15 protein-coding genes are annotated in these 16,390 nt (G+C 45.5%); 7 read left to right on the top strand and 8 right to left on the bottom strand.

From position 1 onward, the window contains the following. Positions 1–529 precede the first annotated feature (529 nt). The 3 genes from RS891_RS31775 to RS891_RS02805 all read right to left on the bottom strand — a co-directional run bounded on the left by RS891_RS31775 (position 530) and on the right by RS891_RS02805 (position 1,256). A complete protein-coding gene (locus RS891_RS31775; RefSeq protein ID WP_425476095.1) occupies positions 530–835 on the bottom strand; it encodes a hypothetical protein in 306 nt (101 codons plus the stop codon). Positions 836–1,001: 166 nt separating this feature from the next. Next, a complete protein-coding gene (locus RS891_RS02810) occupies positions 1,002–1,109 on the bottom strand; it encodes a sporulation protein YjcZ (RefSeq protein WP_197521564.1) in 108 nt (35 codons plus the stop codon). Positions 1,110–1,151: 42 nt separating this feature from the next. Continuing rightward, on the bottom strand, positions 1,152–1,256 hold the full coding sequence (locus tag RS891_RS02805) for a YjcZ family sporulation protein (protein WP_220095253.1): 105 nt from the start codon (positions 1,254–1,256) through the stop codon (positions 1,152–1,154). Positions 1,257–1,658: 402 nt separating this feature from the next. Here RS891_RS02805 and RS891_RS02800 point away from each other — a divergent pair, with 402 nt between their 5' ends. From RS891_RS02800 to RS891_RS02790, 3 genes are all read left to right on the top strand, one after another. After that, entirely contained in the window at positions 1,659–2,033 is a 375-nt protein-coding gene (locus tag RS891_RS02800) for a helix-turn-helix domain-containing protein (RefSeq protein WP_315794368.1), read from the top strand. Between the two features lie 72 nt (positions 2,034–2,105). After that, positions 2,106–3,227: a PsbP-related protein gene (locus RS891_RS02795; RefSeq protein ID WP_315794367.1), complete on the top strand. Its 1,122-nt coding sequence runs from the start codon at positions 2,106–2,108 to the stop codon at positions 3,225–3,227. A 316-nt stretch (positions 3,228–3,543) separates the two neighbouring features. Next, positions 3,544–4,065: a stalk domain-containing protein gene (locus RS891_RS02790; protein ID WP_315796140.1), complete on the top strand. Its 522-nt coding sequence runs from the start codon at positions 3,544–3,546 to the stop codon at positions 4,063–4,065. 90 nt (positions 4,066–4,155) lie between these two features. Here the strand turns inward: RS891_RS02790 and RS891_RS02785 are convergent, their stop codons facing one another. Next, entirely contained in the window at positions 4,156–4,482 is a 327-nt protein-coding gene (locus tag RS891_RS02785) for an MTH1187 family thiamine-binding protein (RefSeq protein WP_113055086.1), read from the bottom strand. Positions 4,483–5,240: 758 nt separating this feature from the next. Between RS891_RS02785 and RS891_RS02780 the strand changes: the two genes are divergently transcribed. The 4 genes from RS891_RS02780 to RS891_RS02765 all read left to right on the top strand — a co-directional run bounded on the left by RS891_RS02780 (position 5,241) and on the right by RS891_RS02765 (position 11,041). Then, positions 5,241–7,574, top strand: coding sequence for a ribonucleoside-diphosphate reductase subunit alpha (locus RS891_RS02780; protein WP_113055087.1), 2,334 nt, complete (start codon positions 5,241–5,243; stop codon positions 7,572–7,574). Between the two features lie 208 nt (positions 7,575–7,782). After that, positions 7,783–8,814 (top strand): ribonucleotide-diphosphate reductase subunit beta, encoded by a 1,032-nt coding sequence (locus tag RS891_RS02775; RefSeq protein ID WP_062322688.1) that lies wholly within the window; start codon positions 7,783–7,785, stop codon positions 8,812–8,814. 200 nt (positions 8,815–9,014) lie between these two features. Further along, on the top strand, positions 9,015–9,989 hold the full coding sequence (locus RS891_RS02770) for an SMI1/KNR4 family protein (protein WP_315794366.1): 975 nt from the start codon (positions 9,015–9,017) through the stop codon (positions 9,987–9,989). Between the two features lie 17 nt (positions 9,990–10,006). Then, the gene (locus RS891_RS02765) at positions 10,007–11,041 is read left to right on the top strand and encodes a phosphotransferase family protein (RefSeq protein WP_315794365.1); all 1,035 of its coding nucleotides are present in this window, start codon (positions 10,007–10,009) and stop codon (positions 11,039–11,041) included. A 48-nt stretch (positions 11,042–11,089) separates the two neighbouring features. Here RS891_RS02765 and RS891_RS02760 read toward each other — a convergent pair whose 3' ends face one another. The 4 genes from RS891_RS02760 to RS891_RS02745 form a co-directional block, all read right to left on the bottom strand. Next, on the bottom strand, positions 11,090–12,901 hold the full coding sequence (locus RS891_RS02760) for a S9 family peptidase (protein ID WP_315794364.1): 1,812 nt from the start codon (positions 12,899–12,901) through the stop codon (positions 11,090–11,092). Between the two features lie 129 nt (positions 12,902–13,030). Then, complete coding sequence (locus RS891_RS02755) at positions 13,031–13,729, bottom strand: 4'-phosphopantetheinyl transferase family protein (RefSeq protein ID WP_315794363.1); 699 nt, start codon at positions 13,727–13,729, stop codon at positions 13,031–13,033. Positions 13,730–13,839: 110 nt separating this feature from the next. Beyond that, entirely contained in the window at positions 13,840–15,063 is a 1,224-nt protein-coding gene (locus RS891_RS02750) for a M16 family metallopeptidase (RefSeq protein ID WP_315794362.1), read from the bottom strand. Positions 15,064–15,079: 16 nt separating this feature from the next. Then, positions 15,080–16,378, bottom strand: a complete 1,299-nt coding sequence (locus RS891_RS02745; RefSeq protein ID WP_315794361.1) for a M16 family metallopeptidase — start codon at positions 16,376–16,378, stop codon at positions 15,080–15,082. Positions 16,379–16,390: the final 12 nt, after the last annotated feature.

The raw sequence follows: 16,390 nt of genomic DNA, 5'->3' as shown, positions 1-16,390 counted from the left end.
AATCATTTGAAGAGGATTACCTTATGGAAGAAAAAATCTGAAATGTTTTCGTAATTGTTTTCAAAAAAAGCTCCAACTTTCCGTTTTATTGCAAAAAATTACAGCCTGTGGTATACTCTAAGAGTTGGTATTTAAACAACCTCATATGATTTTCTGTCTTCTTTAAACCCCGGAATATTTTCTTCATGCTGCGACCGCAGCGAACATGCACATTAACCTATGAAGATTGAAGAACCTGAATCACAATAACCCGGTAGTACAGAGTTTCACAAGATGTTCCCATTCACACTGGCGCGGTCATCGGAGCCGCAAGGACAAAAGAGAGGTAGGGCTTTTGTTGTTTTGGATGTCACTTATTCTTGAGAAGATTGAAAACATACACAAAGCACCCGGAATTGGGTTCCGGGTGTTTTTCCATGTCCACTTTTAATAAAAGATGGACAGACAGCCAAAAGGCGCCGATACAATCTCGGCGCCTTTCATCGGAGTTGTATGGATCAACTCCCTGATACAGTTTCTGTTGAACAATTTAGATAAACATTGTTTTGGAGATAATAACCAGCAGGATGAACAGTACAAGAATTGTACCCATCGATCCCCAGCTTCCTCCGCCGTGTCCATAAGAAGTTCCACAACCTTGGTGATAACCGTGCAACATTGGAGCATGATTGGGATGATGAGCATACCCGTAACCATATCCCATTGGCATTGTTCCACATCCATACCCGTACCCATGCATTTCATGACCTGTGTATCCATGCATATGCTCATAACCTCCCACGTATCCGTATACGTGTCCCTGTCCGTTCGGTGAATTCGGTTTAACTTCGCTCATTGTTCATTCCTCCTTAACATTTGCCTACACCCCTAAGCTATGTATTATGCCTACCTCTGGACCGGGCTATGGCCCTACTTTGACAAAATAGGCGTTTTCACTATTCTGGTAGGCTTGTCCTTAGACCAAAAAAACCCCACCGGTTAACCGGCGGAGTTCAAACATATTATACCCAGAAAGATTTAGTGATGATAACGAGAAGAATGAACAGAACCAAGATGGCACCAGTTGATGTCCAGCCGCCGTATCCTGCGCCTCCAAGTACTTCGCTCATGGAGATTCCTCCTTTACCAGTGGTTTAGGTGTTAAGGGTCTATTAGATGAAGAATGCTTTGGAAATGATAACCAACAAAATGAAGAGAACCAAAATGGCACCAGTCGATGTCCATGCGCCGCCGTATCCACCTACAACTCCACTCATGCAAAACCCTCCTTTTATTTGAGGTACAGTTCACTATATGCAAAAATCACACACTAGATCGGGCTATGGTTAAATTTGGGCAGGTGTCTTTCTTCCTTGATGACATTTTTCCAGGCTATCCAACAGAAAAGCGGTATTTCAGTTGGTGTTTATTAACAAATTACACACATATGCAAATGTAAGTTCTTTAGTCTCATCCGCACTTATTAATGATGCTCCAGCATAGATAACTCACATTCATATAGGTGTATTAATCCATTTAACTTTATTATCATTTGCCAAAAAGGTATATTTTAATAAAATTATATTCTAATAAAACAAGTAATTACCATTTAGGCAATTTTTAATTCTCAATTCTTTAGTAATGTTATTATTTTACTTATAAAGTAGAAAGGAGTGTCCATGCCTACTCTTGGTGAACGCATTAAATATTTACGAGAACTAAAGGGGTTTTCACAGAAAGATTTATCACAAAAAACTAATCTCACTGTAGTACAATTGTCCCGGTATGAAACCAATCATAGGAAACCTGATCCAGATGCTTTAGGCCGTCTAGTGGATGTTCTGGGAACAAGCGCTGATTATCTTATTGGAATGACCAAGAAACCCTTCACCGATTTTACCAAAGATTTGGATATAACCCTTTATTCTTATCTCGAACATCCTGTACACGGGGCCTTCCTCAGAGAATATCTTAATGCTCCTGATCAGCTAAAGGATCAAACAAGGCAATTTTTAAAATTTATCATTGAACAATCACGTACCAACAAAGCTTGATTATTAAAACGAAATGATGACCTTAGAAAAAATCCCAACCGATGGGAAGCACATTAGGAGAAATTATACATTATGAAAAAGCTCATTACTATTTTGGCATTAACCGCATTGCTTAGCGCTTGTGGTAATTCAGAAACAACAAAAACAGCTGATACCCAGACATCGGAACCAACCAATTCAACTGAAACTGTCTCAACTGAGGCTAAAGGAACTAAATACATTACATATAGTGGAGAAGGTATTTCATTTTCGTATCCTGATTCCTGGAAAAGCGTAGACACAAGTCAGATGAATTCAGCAGTTAAAGCTGCTTTTTCGAACCAATCCTCATCAGCCAACTTTGCAGATAATATCAACTTGACGATCGAGGCAAACCCAGCGGGTTCAATCAATCCAGAAGAATTCGCCAATAATGCAGTTGACTATTACACACAAAACGGTTCAAGTATCGGCATTTCCGAGTATAAAAAGACTAGTTACACAAATAAGCCTTATAAAGAAAACAGCGCAGGCGTCTTAGAAGGGACCTATAAGCACTCCACCGGTACAGATATTGTTCTCGTTCAATATCTAATCCCAACAAATACAGAACTTTACAGCATGACGTTAACCTACGCTAGAGATACTTATAATAAAGATGAAGTTAATGAAATCCTTGACTCCTTGAGCATTACTGCTCCTATAGAACAAACTGCACAAAGTACAACTACTGGAAATTCATCTGCTGCTGCATCAGCTGCCGATTTCTTTAATGATTTAACTCCATTCGTCACATCTGATACTGCCGTGTTAGATCAAGTTTCTTATGATTTCATTGCCAATCATAGCGATTTGTTCCCAGCCAGCACCGCAGAACTTCGTAAAAATGCAAAGGGCCTAGTTAACTCCAAAGTAACGACCCGACATTTGAACAAAAATGTGGCCAACTATTATGAAGACTTTGTGAAAGTTAGTGGACAAGTCGTTCAGGTAGAAGAAGACAACTCTCTTGGATCGACATTTTCTATAGTCCTCGTCATGGATGATAACGGCAACTATGTTACGGCGATTTACCCTTCAACAACTGGAGACTTACTTGATGGCGATTTTGCTACCGTAATTGGTGCACCTATTGCTAACTACTCATTTCAAAATGTTGGGGGAGGATATACTAATTCCACTTTGATTGGTGCCTCGCTGGTAGTTGCAGATTAAGATGTTTACAAAGAAACCCAGCTCTTAAAGGCTGGGTTTCTTTGTACGCCACTTTACTTTGCTATTAGCACAAAAACGCAATACTATAGTCCACTTGTCGTATTACTATTATATAAATACAAATCTTTTAGACCAATTAAACGATCCATTGATAAAATCCATGAATTATTCATGACATTTAATGTATATATGACAGCCAACAATTGATTCATAAGGAGTAAAAATATAATAGTTTTCACCCGTGTCACTCATCCTTAATTAGGGTATTATTCCTAGGTATAACACATTTACATAGGAGTTGATGATGAAGGTGAGAATGAAAAAGGTTATTGTTGCTTTATCCGTCGGAATGTTGATCGGGTCCTCGTCCATGGCTGTTGCGGCCACTTCCAAAAAGGTACAAGCCACTCTTGCGAACTTTAAAGTTATCGTAAATGGCCAGTCTAAATCAGTAACATCCGATCAATTGCTTTATAAAGGTAATACATATCTCCAACTACGCGAAGCCGCTAAAATCCTCGGTTATGAAGTGAATTATGAAAGTTCAACTCGATCTATTGAGTTTTCCGCAAAAAGCCAATCTCAGGCAGATTGGATTACTCTGATTGATTTGTCTGCATCAAATGGATACCAGGTTAATCTAAAGGGAGATTCATCAGATGTATATAACATTTCAAAAAATTTAAAAACAATCCTCAGCGTCAACGCTAACGGACTTAAAGAGGATGAGGAGAAAGTTGTAACCGCTCCATCCGGAAATACGGTTCGTATAAAGAAACTGCAAGGATCCTTGGTGTTAAACAGAGCTGATCTAAAAAAAGCAGGTTTAATTCTATAGTTTACTGTAAACCTATAAAAGCTTCGCAAGGAGAATTCCTGCGAAGCTTTTGTAGGTTTACAGCCTGCTTTCAGGATGCCATCTAAATCGTTAATTGGGCCGCGCCTGACGGGAAGCCAGTTGGTCTTGAACAGATTGCAACTTTTGCACACTCGAAGCGTCAGGTTTGTCACGGCGATCGTCGATCTTGACGGAAGTGGAGACACGCTGAGCTCCCGATAAAAACGGAGTTTCATGCAGAGCCGCAATTGCTGTAAATACTTCATTGAGCGGGCCTTCGATAATGGTACTCATGGAGGTCAACTGATATGTAATGCCCCGCTGGTTTTCCAATACTTTCTGCATGTCTGCCACATAACTGCTCAAGCTGGTCGTTCCGGTGCCAATTGGAATTACGGTCACTTCTGCTATTGCCATTTCGATCGGCCTCCCTTGGGCCCCGCAAGTTACCGGTGCCGCTCATTTTTAGTCGATTTCTGCCTGTTTTTATTCTACCAGTTGAAGGAGCCACAATTCAAACTGACGTGATAACGTCATCTGATTTGACCAAAAATTTTTTTTGATAAATCTTCAAATCTTCCAGTCCTTTTCCTTTGCGGAATCCTGGCTTAAATGGTATACTCGGAATTACGTTTTACTGTGTTGACCCTGTTTACAAACACTATATGTTGGGTTACAGTAAGAGAACAGCAACAAAATGTAGTAAAATTGAATTACCCCACTTCTATTAGTCATCTTCTGAAATCTCGCGAAAAACAGGATGAAATCACCTCTAAAGGCACGTCCCTGTAGGTGTAAATCGCTTTCTCGAAACAGACTTGACTCGGAGGTAACGGGGCTATTTGGACTGCACCGGTATCCTCTAATTAAAGGCGTGTCTGCTATAGACAAAAGATTACATAAGCACCCTTTTCTGTCTTTTTTTGAATCTTTAAAGACAGCAAGAGATCAGGGCATCCGTGGGCATTTTCGGCCAATAGGCAGAGGGAATGCTTTTTATGTGACCATGTTCTGCGTGCTGCTCCTATGTGCAAGATGAGCAAGACTCGCTATCACCACCGTTCAGTCCATAATATGCAGCTTATATCTTTATCTCACCGTAAGAAGACACTCAATTCTTTATATAAAGAATTTCTCCAATTTATCTCTTAAACATGCGAAAGCGAGGAATATTCATGCCACAAGTTGTGACCAAGCCGAACAACCGCCAGCTTGCCTTTGATGATATGCGCATCTCGGTATATGCAGATCGTATTCTGGAAGGACTGGACATGCTCGACAAGGAACGTCTGGTACGCGGGGTAAACAGCAAGCTCCGTCGTGACGAAGTTACCGGAGACGAGATCAGCAACGCTTTTATGATGAGCGCTCTGGAACTGGTAACGAAGGAAGAGCCTAACTGGAAATTTGCAGCGGCACGCTCCCTGCTCACTTCCCTTTACAAGAAAGCGGCAACCAACCGCAGATACAAATCTTATCCGGAAGAACCATATGGTGCTTTCCATCCCCTTCTAGTCGATCTTGTGAAGAAAGGTATTTACCGCGAAGAACTGCTGGAATGTTACACCAAAGAGCAGATTGACGAACTTGCTGAATGCATCGACTACCGAAACGACCTGTTGTTCGACTACATCGGCTTGCTTACATTGGCAGAACGTTACCTTGCTCACGATTTTGACGGAAAAGTCATGGAATTGCCTCAAGAGCGCTACATGGTTATTGCGATGTACCTGATGCATCAGGAGCCTGCTGAGAGACGTATGGATCTCGTTAAAGAAGCTTACTGGGCAATGAGCAACATGTACATGACGGCAGCTACACCTACGATGTCGAATGCGGGTAAAAAAGTGGCTGGACAACTCTCCAGCTGTTTCATTGATACCGTGGATGATTCCCTTGAGGGCATCTTTGACTCCAACACAGATGTAGCACGTCTCAGCAAAATGGGCGGCGGCATCGGCGTTTACCTCGGTAAAGTCAGAGCACGCGGTTCGGACATCCGGGGTCACAAAAACACAAGTTCTGGCGTAATCCCTTGGATTCGCCAACTAAATAACACTGCGGTCAGCGTAGACCAGCTCGGAACACGTAAAGGTGCGATCGCCGTTTATCTGGACGTTTTCCACAAAGACATTCTGGCGTTCCTCGATCTGAAGCTCAACAATGGTGACGAGCGGATGCGTGCGCATGACGTATTCCACGGCATCTGTCTGCCTGACCTGTTCATGGAGCGAGTAGCGAGCCGCGGCGAATGGAGCCTGTTCTGCCCGCATGAAACGAAAAAAGTGATGGGCTGGAAAGATGAGAACGGTCGTCCACTCGGACTGGAAGATTTCTACGATGAGTCCGTAGGCGCAGGCGCGTTCCGCGAGAAATATGAGGAAGCAGTGAATCACCCACTGTTGTCCCGGATTACGGTTCAGGCGATTGACATCATGAAACGTGTTATGAAATCCCAACTGGAAACCGGTACGCCTTACATGTTCTACCGGGATACCGTTAACCGTTCAAACCCGAACAGTGCACACGGCATGGTGTACTCTTCCAACCTTTGTACAGAGATCATGCAGAACCAATCTGCAACTGTAGTTGAAAAAGAAGAGCTCGTAACCAAAGATGGACAAACCCGCATCGTGATTTCGAAAGTGCCTGGCGATTTCGTAGTCTGCAACCTAAACTCCATTCACTTGGCACGTGCTGTGCCGCATGATGTATTGGAGCGTCTGGTACCGATTCAGGTTCGTATGCTGGACAACGTTATCGATATCAACAACATTGAAGTGCTGCAAGCCCAATACACCAACAGTCAATACCGTGCAGTTGGTCTGGGAACATTCGGACTTCATCACCTGCTTGCTCTCGAAGGCATTCGTTGGGAATCGGAAGAGGCAGTCACATATAACGATAATCTGTATGAAAAAATTAACTATCTGCTCGTAAAAGCCAGCATGGAACTGTCCAAGGAAAAAGGACATTATCCGAAATTCCAAGGTTCCGATTGGCAAACAGGCAAATACTTTGATCAACGGGATTACACGACAGGTGAGCGCGTAGGTCAATTCGTTACAACGGAACAATGGAAAGAACTGCAAGCCCAAGTACAGCAAAACGGTGTACGTAACGCTTGGTTGTTCGCTATTGCACCAAATGGTTCAACGTCCATCATTGCAGGTTCAACAGCCAGCATTGATCCGCTATACGAACTGTTGTCCTATGAAGAGAAAACGACATACAAGATTGCCAACCCGGCACCTGACCTATCTGAAAAAACGATCTGGTATTACAAAACAGCGTTCATGGTGGATCAACATGCTTCCATCAATATGGCCGCTGCCCGTCAACGCCACGTCGATCAGGGACAAAGCTTCAACTTGTATGTTCGTCCAGATATCAAAGCAACGGAGTTCCTGGAGCTGCACCTGCACGCCTGGAGAGCCGGCATTAAATCAACTTATTATGTCCGCAGTCGGGCATTGACTATTGAAGAATGCGATTCTTGCGCAAGCTAAGTTTTATCGTGATGCTAAAAGCTCACTAGATCTACGATGACTACCAGGGCATCCTGTTTTGAATGCAAAATGGCGTTGCCCTGGTACTTTTTTGCCCAAAACACGATCACAACATCATGAGATGTTGATATAGATGCCACATTATACAACCCTAATATATAAAAGAATTAATATTACAGTGTAAATTCATTCAAGGAGTGAACGGATTATGCAATTGCAGAAAATTTTCAATACCGAAGCGCCCAACCAGTCTACCCGTATCATTGAAGGGGAATGCTCAGGCATTCTGAACTGGAACGATATTCGTATGCCTCATATGTACAAACTGTACAAAGTACTGCTGCTCAACCACTGGATCGCGGATGAAATCCCAATGTCCAAGGATGCTTCCCAATTTGCCCAATTGGATCCGGAAGAACAGCGTACGTTCAAAGTCAACATCTCCCTGCTCGCTGTATTGGACTCCATGCAAACGATGTTTGTAGGTGATGTGAAACGTTATTTCACGGATTCCTCACTGGAAGCGATCTCGGCAATCATCGGACAACAGGAAGTTGTACACAACCAATCGTACTCTTACGTCCTGTCCTCCATCGTATCCGATCGGGAGCAAAAGGAGATCTTTGAATACTGGAAACATGATCCGGTGCTGCTTGATCGTAACCGGTTCATCGCCGACATCTACCAGACCTTCCGGGATAATCCGTCCCCACAAACGTTCTTCCAGGCCATGGTAGCCGATCTGGTACTTGAAGGTATCTTCTTCTATAGTACGTTTGCCTTCTTCTACAACCTGGCCCGTGACCAGAAGATGATGGCAACCAGCCAAATGATCTCTTATATTCAGCGCGACGAGAACCAACACTGCTACTTCTTCGCTGAAGTGTACAAACAGCTGCTGGTAGACTTCCCTGAACTGAACACACCTGAGAACATGGACTATGTGTACAAAACGATCCATCGTGCCGTTGAACTCGAAACTAACTGGGCACACTACACTCTCAGCAACGTACGCGGGATTGACCTGAACGAGTTGGAAGACTACATCAAGTACATCGCTAACAAACGCCTGCGCCTGATGGGTATGGAAAAAGCATACGAAGGCGTGGATGTAAACTGCATGCCTTGGATCAAACCTTTCTCCGACGAAGCACTGAATGCTACGAAAACGGACTTCTTCGAAGCCAAATCCCGTAACTACGGCAAAGTCGGCGACGATAACGGATTTGACGATCTGTAAGTAGATATTGATCTAATGACCGCAACCTACAACAAATACACAACACTCCCTTTATTGGAATGTCATGATGGCTTTCTGCTAGTGGGAGTGTTTTTTCTATTTCTGTACGACTGGATAGGATACTGTACCCATCCATCCTGCGAGCTTGTAAGATATAATGGAAACAGGTTCACATTTCCCTATTGAAATGAGGCATAGTGATGGAAAGAGAACTACTGGAACAACTAAACAAGTGGCATGAACAGGACCAGTTCGGTCTCATTATTGAACGTATTCAACAAATCCCTGTACTGGAGTGGGATTATGAGCTAATTGGACAACTTTCCAGAGCATATAACAATGAAGGACGTTACCGTGAGGCTGTCCAACAGTTACTATCCGTCCATGAACAGGGCGCAAGTGACCCTCTCTGGCAGTACCGGTTGGGTTACGCTTATTATCATATGGCTATGTATGAGCAGGCACTCAAAGCTTTTGAGATGGCAAACGAGCTCTTACCCCATGACGAATCAACGACTGAATTTCTCGAATGGACACGGCCCAAAGCTGAAAAAATGCAACAGGATCGACAGCGCCATCAAGAGATATTGTTGGAATTGGAGCACAACGGCAGGCTGAACAACCTTAGAGCCGCTTCCGAGTCCTACGATCCAGTTTCATTCTGGGAACAGAGTGAATATGCGTTGGAAAGCTATGTATCTTCACCTTTTGACGAGGAGATGATCCAAACCATTGAACAGGAGCTAGGCTACAAACTACCTGCCTCCTACATCCAGTTAATGAACACACAGAACGGCGGAATCCCTGCACACACCGTTTTTCCAACCAAAGTAGCCACTTCATGGGCCGAAGACCATATCGCCATTACGGGGATTATGGGCATTGCACGGGACAAATCCAATACACTGGGCGGAGAATTTGGAAGTCGTTTCATGATTGAAGATTGGGGATATCCTGATCTCGGTGTTGTGATCTGTGATTGTCCATCTGCCGGACATGATGTGGTGATGCTAGATTATCGATTCTGTGGCCCCGAAGGCGAACCTGCTGTGGTTCATGTGGATCAGGAAGACGATTATGAGATTACATATCTAGCGCCTAATTTTGAAGCTTTTATCCGCGGATTGGTTGATGCGGATACGTTTGATCTGTCTGACGAAGAGGATGAAGACTGAGATCGCAGGAGGGGCTTATGACAACCCGTATTTATTTTGGCTCCAATAAACTTGGTGAGATTGAGCGAGTATCCTTGCAAAAGGCGCTTCATGATTTCAATCTGGGAACGCTTAAAGATTATAAGCGAACCGATGAGGGTGTGATGGGTCAGACACTTCTTATTCGCTCTTCAGAGGGAGAATATATTCTGAAAGGCAACCCATTATATGCGGGACAACTTCAGGAAGAGCAATTCTTTGTAGAACAACTGAAAACTCACACCAACATTCCTGTACCTGATCCATATCTATTGCATGAAGATACCGACATATTGGGCTGGAGCTATGCCATTATGCCCCGATTACCTGGAATGCACCTGCATGATCCTTCATTACAGGCTTCACTTTCACAGGAGGATCAAGGGAATATCGCTACAATGCTTGCCCACTCCTTAGCAGAACTGCACCGTTGGAAGGTTCCTGATGCGGGAGAATATGATCCTGTAGCAAAACAGATCGTTCCCTTTGCGGGTAAATATCTGGACTGGCTGTACGGGACAATCCATCACTGGCTGCAGGATGCTGCAAAATACTCCATGATAACAGACGAAGATACACAGTGGGTGGACGAGCAATTAAAAAACGCTGAATCTGCATTTCAATCCATGCCTGTTCCCGGATTTGTGATGGGGGATTTTAAGGTCGAGAACTTTGTGATTCAAAAGAATAGCAGCCTTGCTTCAGACTGGCAGATTAGTGGTCTGTTTGATTTTACAACGGCTTATTTTGGAGACGGCACAGCTGACTTAACCAAAATGACAGCCATGTATGTACGCGAAGGCCAACCCGAGCTTGCCAAACGATTCCTTCACGGTTACCGGGAGGTTGTCTGCGCAGCGGATACGGAGCGATATCAGCACTTTGCCACACGTCTTCGGGTGCATCTGCTCTATCAGCGTATTTTGTTATGGGGTGAATGCAAAGCAACGGGCCGAGTGACGTGGGCAGCGGATATGCCTTTTGCACATTGGGCGGAGCAGTACATGGACTTGGTAATTAATTTGCTGGATTAGCGCATCAAAAACCATCATATATTTATATCGATGACACACTCATATACATTACGGTTGTGCAACTGGGACTTCCTGATGTTTCAGTAAAAATTCCAGCATCCGCCGATAAACAAGAATCTCATTCGTTTTTCTGGAGAAGCCATGGCCCTCATCATCCAGAACGATGTATTCTACGTCTACTCCTTTCCCCTGCAACGCGGCAACGATCTGATCGGATTCCGCCTTCACGACCCTTGGATCATTGGCCCCTTGAATGACCAGCATCGGATTGACCATCTGGTCCAGATACGTAATTGGCGAATCCTTCGTTAAACGTTCACGGTCACGGACCGGATCACCCAGCCAGTTGTCCATCATCGGTTTCCAGTCTTCCGGCACGGATTCCAGGAAGGTGAACAGGTTACTTGGTCCAAAAATATCAACCGCAGCGCGGAATAATTCCGGATGACGTCCTGCCAGCAGCAAGGTCATATATCCGCCGTAGCTGCCCCCCACCACGAACAGGCGATCCGGTGAGGAGATGCCCTCGTCAAACAGCCAGTTAATACCGGCAACACAATCCAACCGCGGGCCCTCGCCCCAATCTCTTTCGACCATTTTACCAAATTCGGCGCCATAGCCAGTGCTTCCCCGAAAATTAGGAGCAAAAATATGATAGCCCTGAGCCAGCATCATTTGGAACATCGGACGGAAGAATTTCGCTTCTGATGCCTGTGGCCCGCCATGCGGCCAAAATACCGTGTAACCATTAGCCTGTTCCGGTTTTGCTTTGAACAAAAGCGCTTCGATCTCCAGTCCGTCATAGGAGCTATATTGAATAACATCAGGGTAGACGAGATTACTCGGATCAAGTCCTGTGACCCGATTGGCAGTCAACGGCACCCAGGACTTACTCCCTGCCATCAGACGATAAATGTTAGCCGGCTGTACGGCTCCACGTCCCAAAATATACAAGTTGCCAGCCTTGGTAACCGTTACATGATCTACCGTATCCAGAGGCATGTCCATACGCCGAGGGTGCTCCGCACCTTTGTCCAATGCATACATCCGATTCTCGGGACCTGTAAACGTCCAGAAGTATAACGTCTCGGAATCCTTGTGCCAGCGGATGATATCCACGTCTTCTCCCTCCACTTTGCACAGCGGACGAAATTCATGAGTATCCAGCCGGTATTCAGCCACATAGGTGTACGGCTCGTTATCATTGGTGATCATCAGCAGCCGATTATGGTCTGCAAACAGAACATATGAGACCTGACTCTGCCGCTCGGAGACCGGAATAATGGATTCTGACTCACCGTTCCGGTACACGTATGCTGTCTGGTAGGTATTGGAATATACATTCAGGATTACGTAGGCTTGTTCATCCGGGCTCACAGCAGCCAGATTGCTTGTTACCTCTTCCCCCTGATGCAGAAGCTCATCCTCTCCCGTTTCCAGGTTAATTCGGCGTGAATTGAGATAGCTCGGGTTATCCCTGCTTGTCATATAATAAAGACGCTGTCCATCCTCGGACAGATGGGAGAAATAACAACGATCATCGGGCTCTGCGGGGACAACAGGAAACGGCACCCCACCCTCCGGTTGCAGGGCATACAGATGATAATTCTCATCGCCATCCCGATCAAACGCCGTGAGAATATGACGTCCTTCCGGGTCCGGTTTGATGAACTGGCTGCTCTGATTCAAATACGTCAAAGGATACGGGTAGCCACCCGGCAGATCCATCGCCCAGATATTCGGCTGGCCATTCAGATTGCTGTCAAAAAACAAACGTTTCTCGTCGGCTGATACGGCAAAATGGGAAATACGATACGTCTGGAAATATTGTTCCACATCCGGTTTGGGAAACTGAATCATGACAAACCTCCTTGAGTATGACGAAGTATCAAACAGTGGTAAATTAAGGGTGTATTTGTCCATATTATATGTACATCCATTGTTTGCACAATAGATATGTAAGCTATTTCCTATTTAAATTCAAATACATCACATCCATCGGATGGAGGCATGTGCTTTCCCTTCCAAACATAACGCACCAATATACCCCCTACCCACATCCAGCTCCCGAATCATATAAGACCGTCCCTCGCGTTCAACCAGATTCATCTCAGCAGAATGTTCATCCACCGTATTTAACGTTCTCCATTGTCCGCACAGAGCTTGACCGGAGGCTTTGATCCAGGCCTCCTTGCGTGTAAGTATCTCCCACAACAGACGGGAACGCTCATGCCCTTTCCACACGCCATTCAGAATATAATCCTGCTCTTTCACGGTCAAAAATCGGTTGATGATGGCTTGCTGCCGCAGCAAAGGCCGCATCCATTCAATGTCTATGCCAAGCTCGACACTACTGGACGTAACTGCCAGAACACACAGACCTTTCGTATGCGATAGACTGAACCGGGGCCCGCCCTGTACATATGGCTTTCCAGAGCTACCATAATTGAATTGAATATCTCGTGCTTGCAGCTGCATGTAGTGAGCCAGTACACTTCGCAGGAAGAGCCTTGAAGTCATCCAGCCATGAGCCTCAAGCAAGGAGGACTTCCCGATTCTGGACATCCGCTGCTGTTCCTCTGGAGTAAGTGTAGCTTGAGCGATAGTTGCAGCTGACTGCATCTGATCCTCGCTTATGGGAAGGGCTTGCTTCCAGAGATGGATCTCCGTTTTTCCGCCATCCAGCATCAGTCTGTCCCTCCTGCACCTTCATACTCCTACGTGAGACGAAAATGTTGTCCTCTGTAACACCAAAAATCATCTAATTTATCTTGAATTATCATCTGCCCACTTTACAGTTAGCGTAAAACAACCATTCGCAAATGAGCAGGTGTTACCACTTTTCTCAAACCGCTTATAATCTCTTCCTCTGTCAATTCAGATACATACGTACCGATCTGCATATAGTCCAGTCCTATCACTTTATGCTCCGAAACATTCATGCATCGCTGTTTAAGCGAATCCATATCTGTATAATACCGACTTAGCCATGTCAATCGTGCAACCTCCAGATTGTTCAGGGATATGACACTGTCCTGAATACGATCACACTGCTCCTCAATACGGGTATACAATGAACCCGGGTCTGTTGAATAACCGCAAGTATTCGAGAACGCAAATTCCTGGCGGTAGTAATGATCCCAGGTCGTTCCTTTACCGAGCAGACCCAATTGGACGCATTCCGCATGAAAATCGGACGTTTCACCCAGAAGTGCTTCGATCCCGAGCATACAGGCGATCTGATCCTTTAATTCCATCCCACTCTCAGCCCGGAATCCAAATCTCACAAGAGACAGGGGCAGCCCGCATTCAAGTTCCAGATAACGTTCACTGGACTCCTTACCCCTCCCATCCAACGAAGCAGCACCAGGTAGAGAAGCTGACCCGTGCTCGCTCACCGGATATTGTTTCAATATTTCGATAACGGCCTCCGGTTCCACTGGACCTGCCACAGACACCGCCATGTTTCCCGTGGAGTAATAATGGTTGTAAGCAATATTCAGATCATCCGGCGTCATTAGACACAGACTGTCCGGTGTACCAGCAACATCCGATGTTATGGGGTGAGTATTCCCATACATCATGCGAGTCAGCTGCTGCAAAGCTCGCCAGGACGGCTGATCTTCATACATGGACAGTTCCTGATGGATGGCCGCTCGTTCCTTTTCAATATGTATCGGGGTAAAATACGGCGTCGCCAGCATCCTCATAAATAGCTCCATACTTTGCTTAACCTGGCCTGTGCAGGCTATCTGATATGTTGTTACATCATAACGTGTCAATGCGGACGTTGAAGCCCCAAGAGCATGAAATAGCGACTTTACAGGTTGCTCATCCGGATTGTAGAACATCATGTGTTCAAGAAAATGTGCCCTCCCGGGCAGTGCGGTATCTTGGATCGATCCATAAGATACGGACCAAGAAACAAAGGTATGTTGGAAATCAGGCTCAGGGAAGATGCTGACGTTGAGACCATTGGACAAGCGCCGCTGGATGGGCGCGACATTCACAGCAAAATTCATGATTCTCCTCCTACAGCTATGCTGAATATTCGCTATCGGGATACAAAATCCAAGTCACTGCTTTTTTCAATCCGGAAGCTACTTCTGCCACTTGTTCGGAGGTCACGGCCCTTATAGCGTCCAGAAATTGCGGGGTGGTCATCTGGACCCGATTGAGCAGCCGATCGATATGGAGGGTTATTACCTGCTCAGGCAGATCGTAACCCACCTGCACATAATGCATGACATTCTGAATGGCTCTGTGAAGCTCTTGGTCCCGGATATCTCCATTGCATAATTTCAACCATTCCTCATCTATCGCTTCAAGAACCTCTGCTGCATATCCGCTGCTTGTCCCCGTTGTCACATGAAGCGTTCCACGATAATCGTCCAGCGTGCTGTAGATCTGGTATACCCATTGCTTTTGTTCGCGAAGTCCATACTGGAGCCTCGAGGCAGGCGTGGCGCCAAACAGCGAATGAAAAAGGAACAAGGCAGGATAGTTGGAGGCCCCGTAATCCACTCCAGTCGCAAAGGCCACATTAATTTTGCATTGCTGAACATCCATCAGCTCCATCATCAACTCGCCTTCTTCCCGCCGCACAGCAGACTGATGGTTCCGTGTCACGATTGCAGTCCGTTTGTCATCCATTCCCCCCGCTGCTTCAGTTAATGTCCGAAAAGCAGACAGGACAAGTGCTATCATGGGATCAGGTTCGAAATCGCCGATAACATGAATATGGATTGGACAACGGAGCACCTCTCTATACCATTTCAGCAGTTCACCCTCTTGCACACAATGCCCTATCTTCTCAAGCTCGGATGCTCTGCCTCGTTCAGCATATCCCAGCCATTCCAGACAGCGCCCCCGCACCACCTTGTCCCATTCAGAGACATCGTAACCAGCGTGATTCTCTGCCCATTTGATCTCTTCCTGTACCTGCACCTCATCAAAATCAAAATCATCACTGGACACCGGCCACAGCATTAGCTCCTCAAGTAACTCCAGCGCTTCCTTCGTTCGCTCCTCTGGTAGGGGCAGTACTTCCCCAGGAGTACGCAAACGAATGGATGCAAGCTGGGCGTCCCCCTTGTACTCGAAATTGTACCCAGGCTCGTCCGCATAAAGGGTCCATAGATGCCGCCGCGGGTGTGCCTCGTCCAACGGATTCTGAAATTGGTTGAGCAGTAAACGAACAATGACCATAAACACTGCTGCCGGAATTCTCTCTTGCTCGTTAACGATACTGAGCTGGATGTACCGACTTGCATATTGGCGTGTTGACATCACGTGAACCGACAGCTGATTGCGCTGCTCCGTAATAAATGACCTCATCCTGCTCCCCCT

Origin of the sequence: Paenibacillus sp. BIC5C1 (assembly GCF_032399705.1) — a bacterium.
GTDB classification, from domain to species: domain Bacteria; phylum Bacillota; class Bacilli; order Paenibacillales; family Paenibacillaceae; genus Paenibacillus; species Paenibacillus taichungensis_A.
The sequence above is the reverse complement of the archived record's forward strand: the minus strand, read 5'-3'. Positions and strand labels throughout refer to the sequence as shown.

Excerpts from the sequence above, each read along its gene's own strand:
- RS891_RS31775 (WP_425476095.1), bottom strand. The coding sequence starts at position 835 with ATGAGCGAAGTTAAACCGAATTCACCGAACGGACAGGGACACGTATAC.
- RS891_RS02810 (WP_197521564.1), bottom strand. The coding sequence starts at position 1,109 with ATGAGCGAAGTACTTGGAGGCGCAGGATACGGCGGCTGGACATCAACT.
- RS891_RS02805 (WP_220095253.1), bottom strand. The coding sequence starts at position 1,256 with ATGAGTGGAGTTGTAGGTGGATACGGCGGCGCATGGACATCGACTGGT.
- RS891_RS02800 (WP_315794368.1), top strand. The coding sequence starts at position 1,659 with ATGCCTACTCTTGGTGAACGCATTAAATATTTACGAGAACTAAAGGGG.
- RS891_RS02795 (WP_315794367.1), top strand. The coding sequence starts at position 2,106 with ATGAAAAAGCTCATTACTATTTTGGCATTAACCGCATTGCTTAGCGCT.
- RS891_RS02790 (WP_315796140.1), top strand. The coding sequence starts at position 3,544 with ATGAAAAAGGTTATTGTTGCTTTATCCGTCGGAATGTTGATCGGGTCC.
- RS891_RS02785 (WP_113055086.1), bottom strand. The coding sequence starts at position 4,482 with ATGGCAATAGCAGAAGTGACCGTAATTCCAATTGGCACCGGAACGACC.
- RS891_RS02780 (WP_113055087.1), top strand. The coding sequence starts at position 5,241 with ATGCCACAAGTTGTGACCAAGCCGAACAACCGCCAGCTTGCCTTTGAT.
- RS891_RS02775 (WP_062322688.1), top strand. The coding sequence starts at position 7,783 with ATGCAATTGCAGAAAATTTTCAATACCGAAGCGCCCAACCAGTCTACC.
- RS891_RS02770 (WP_315794366.1), top strand. The coding sequence starts at position 9,015 with ATGGAAAGAGAACTACTGGAACAACTAAACAAGTGGCATGAACAGGAC.
- RS891_RS02765 (WP_315794365.1), top strand. The coding sequence starts at position 10,007 with ATGACAACCCGTATTTATTTTGGCTCCAATAAACTTGGTGAGATTGAG.
- RS891_RS02760 (WP_315794364.1), bottom strand. The coding sequence starts at position 12,901 with ATGATTCAGTTTCCCAAACCGGATGTGGAACAATATTTCCAGACGTAT.
- RS891_RS02755 (WP_315794363.1), bottom strand. The coding sequence starts at position 13,729 with ATGCTGGATGGCGGAAAAACGGAGATCCATCTCTGGAAGCAAGCCCTT.
- RS891_RS02750 (WP_315794362.1), bottom strand. The coding sequence starts at position 15,063 with ATGAATTTTGCTGTGAATGTCGCGCCCATCCAGCGGCGCTTGTCCAAT.
- RS891_RS02745 (WP_315794361.1), bottom strand. The coding sequence starts at position 16,378 with ATGAGGTCATTTATTACGGAGCAGCGCAATCAGCTGTCGGTTCACGTG.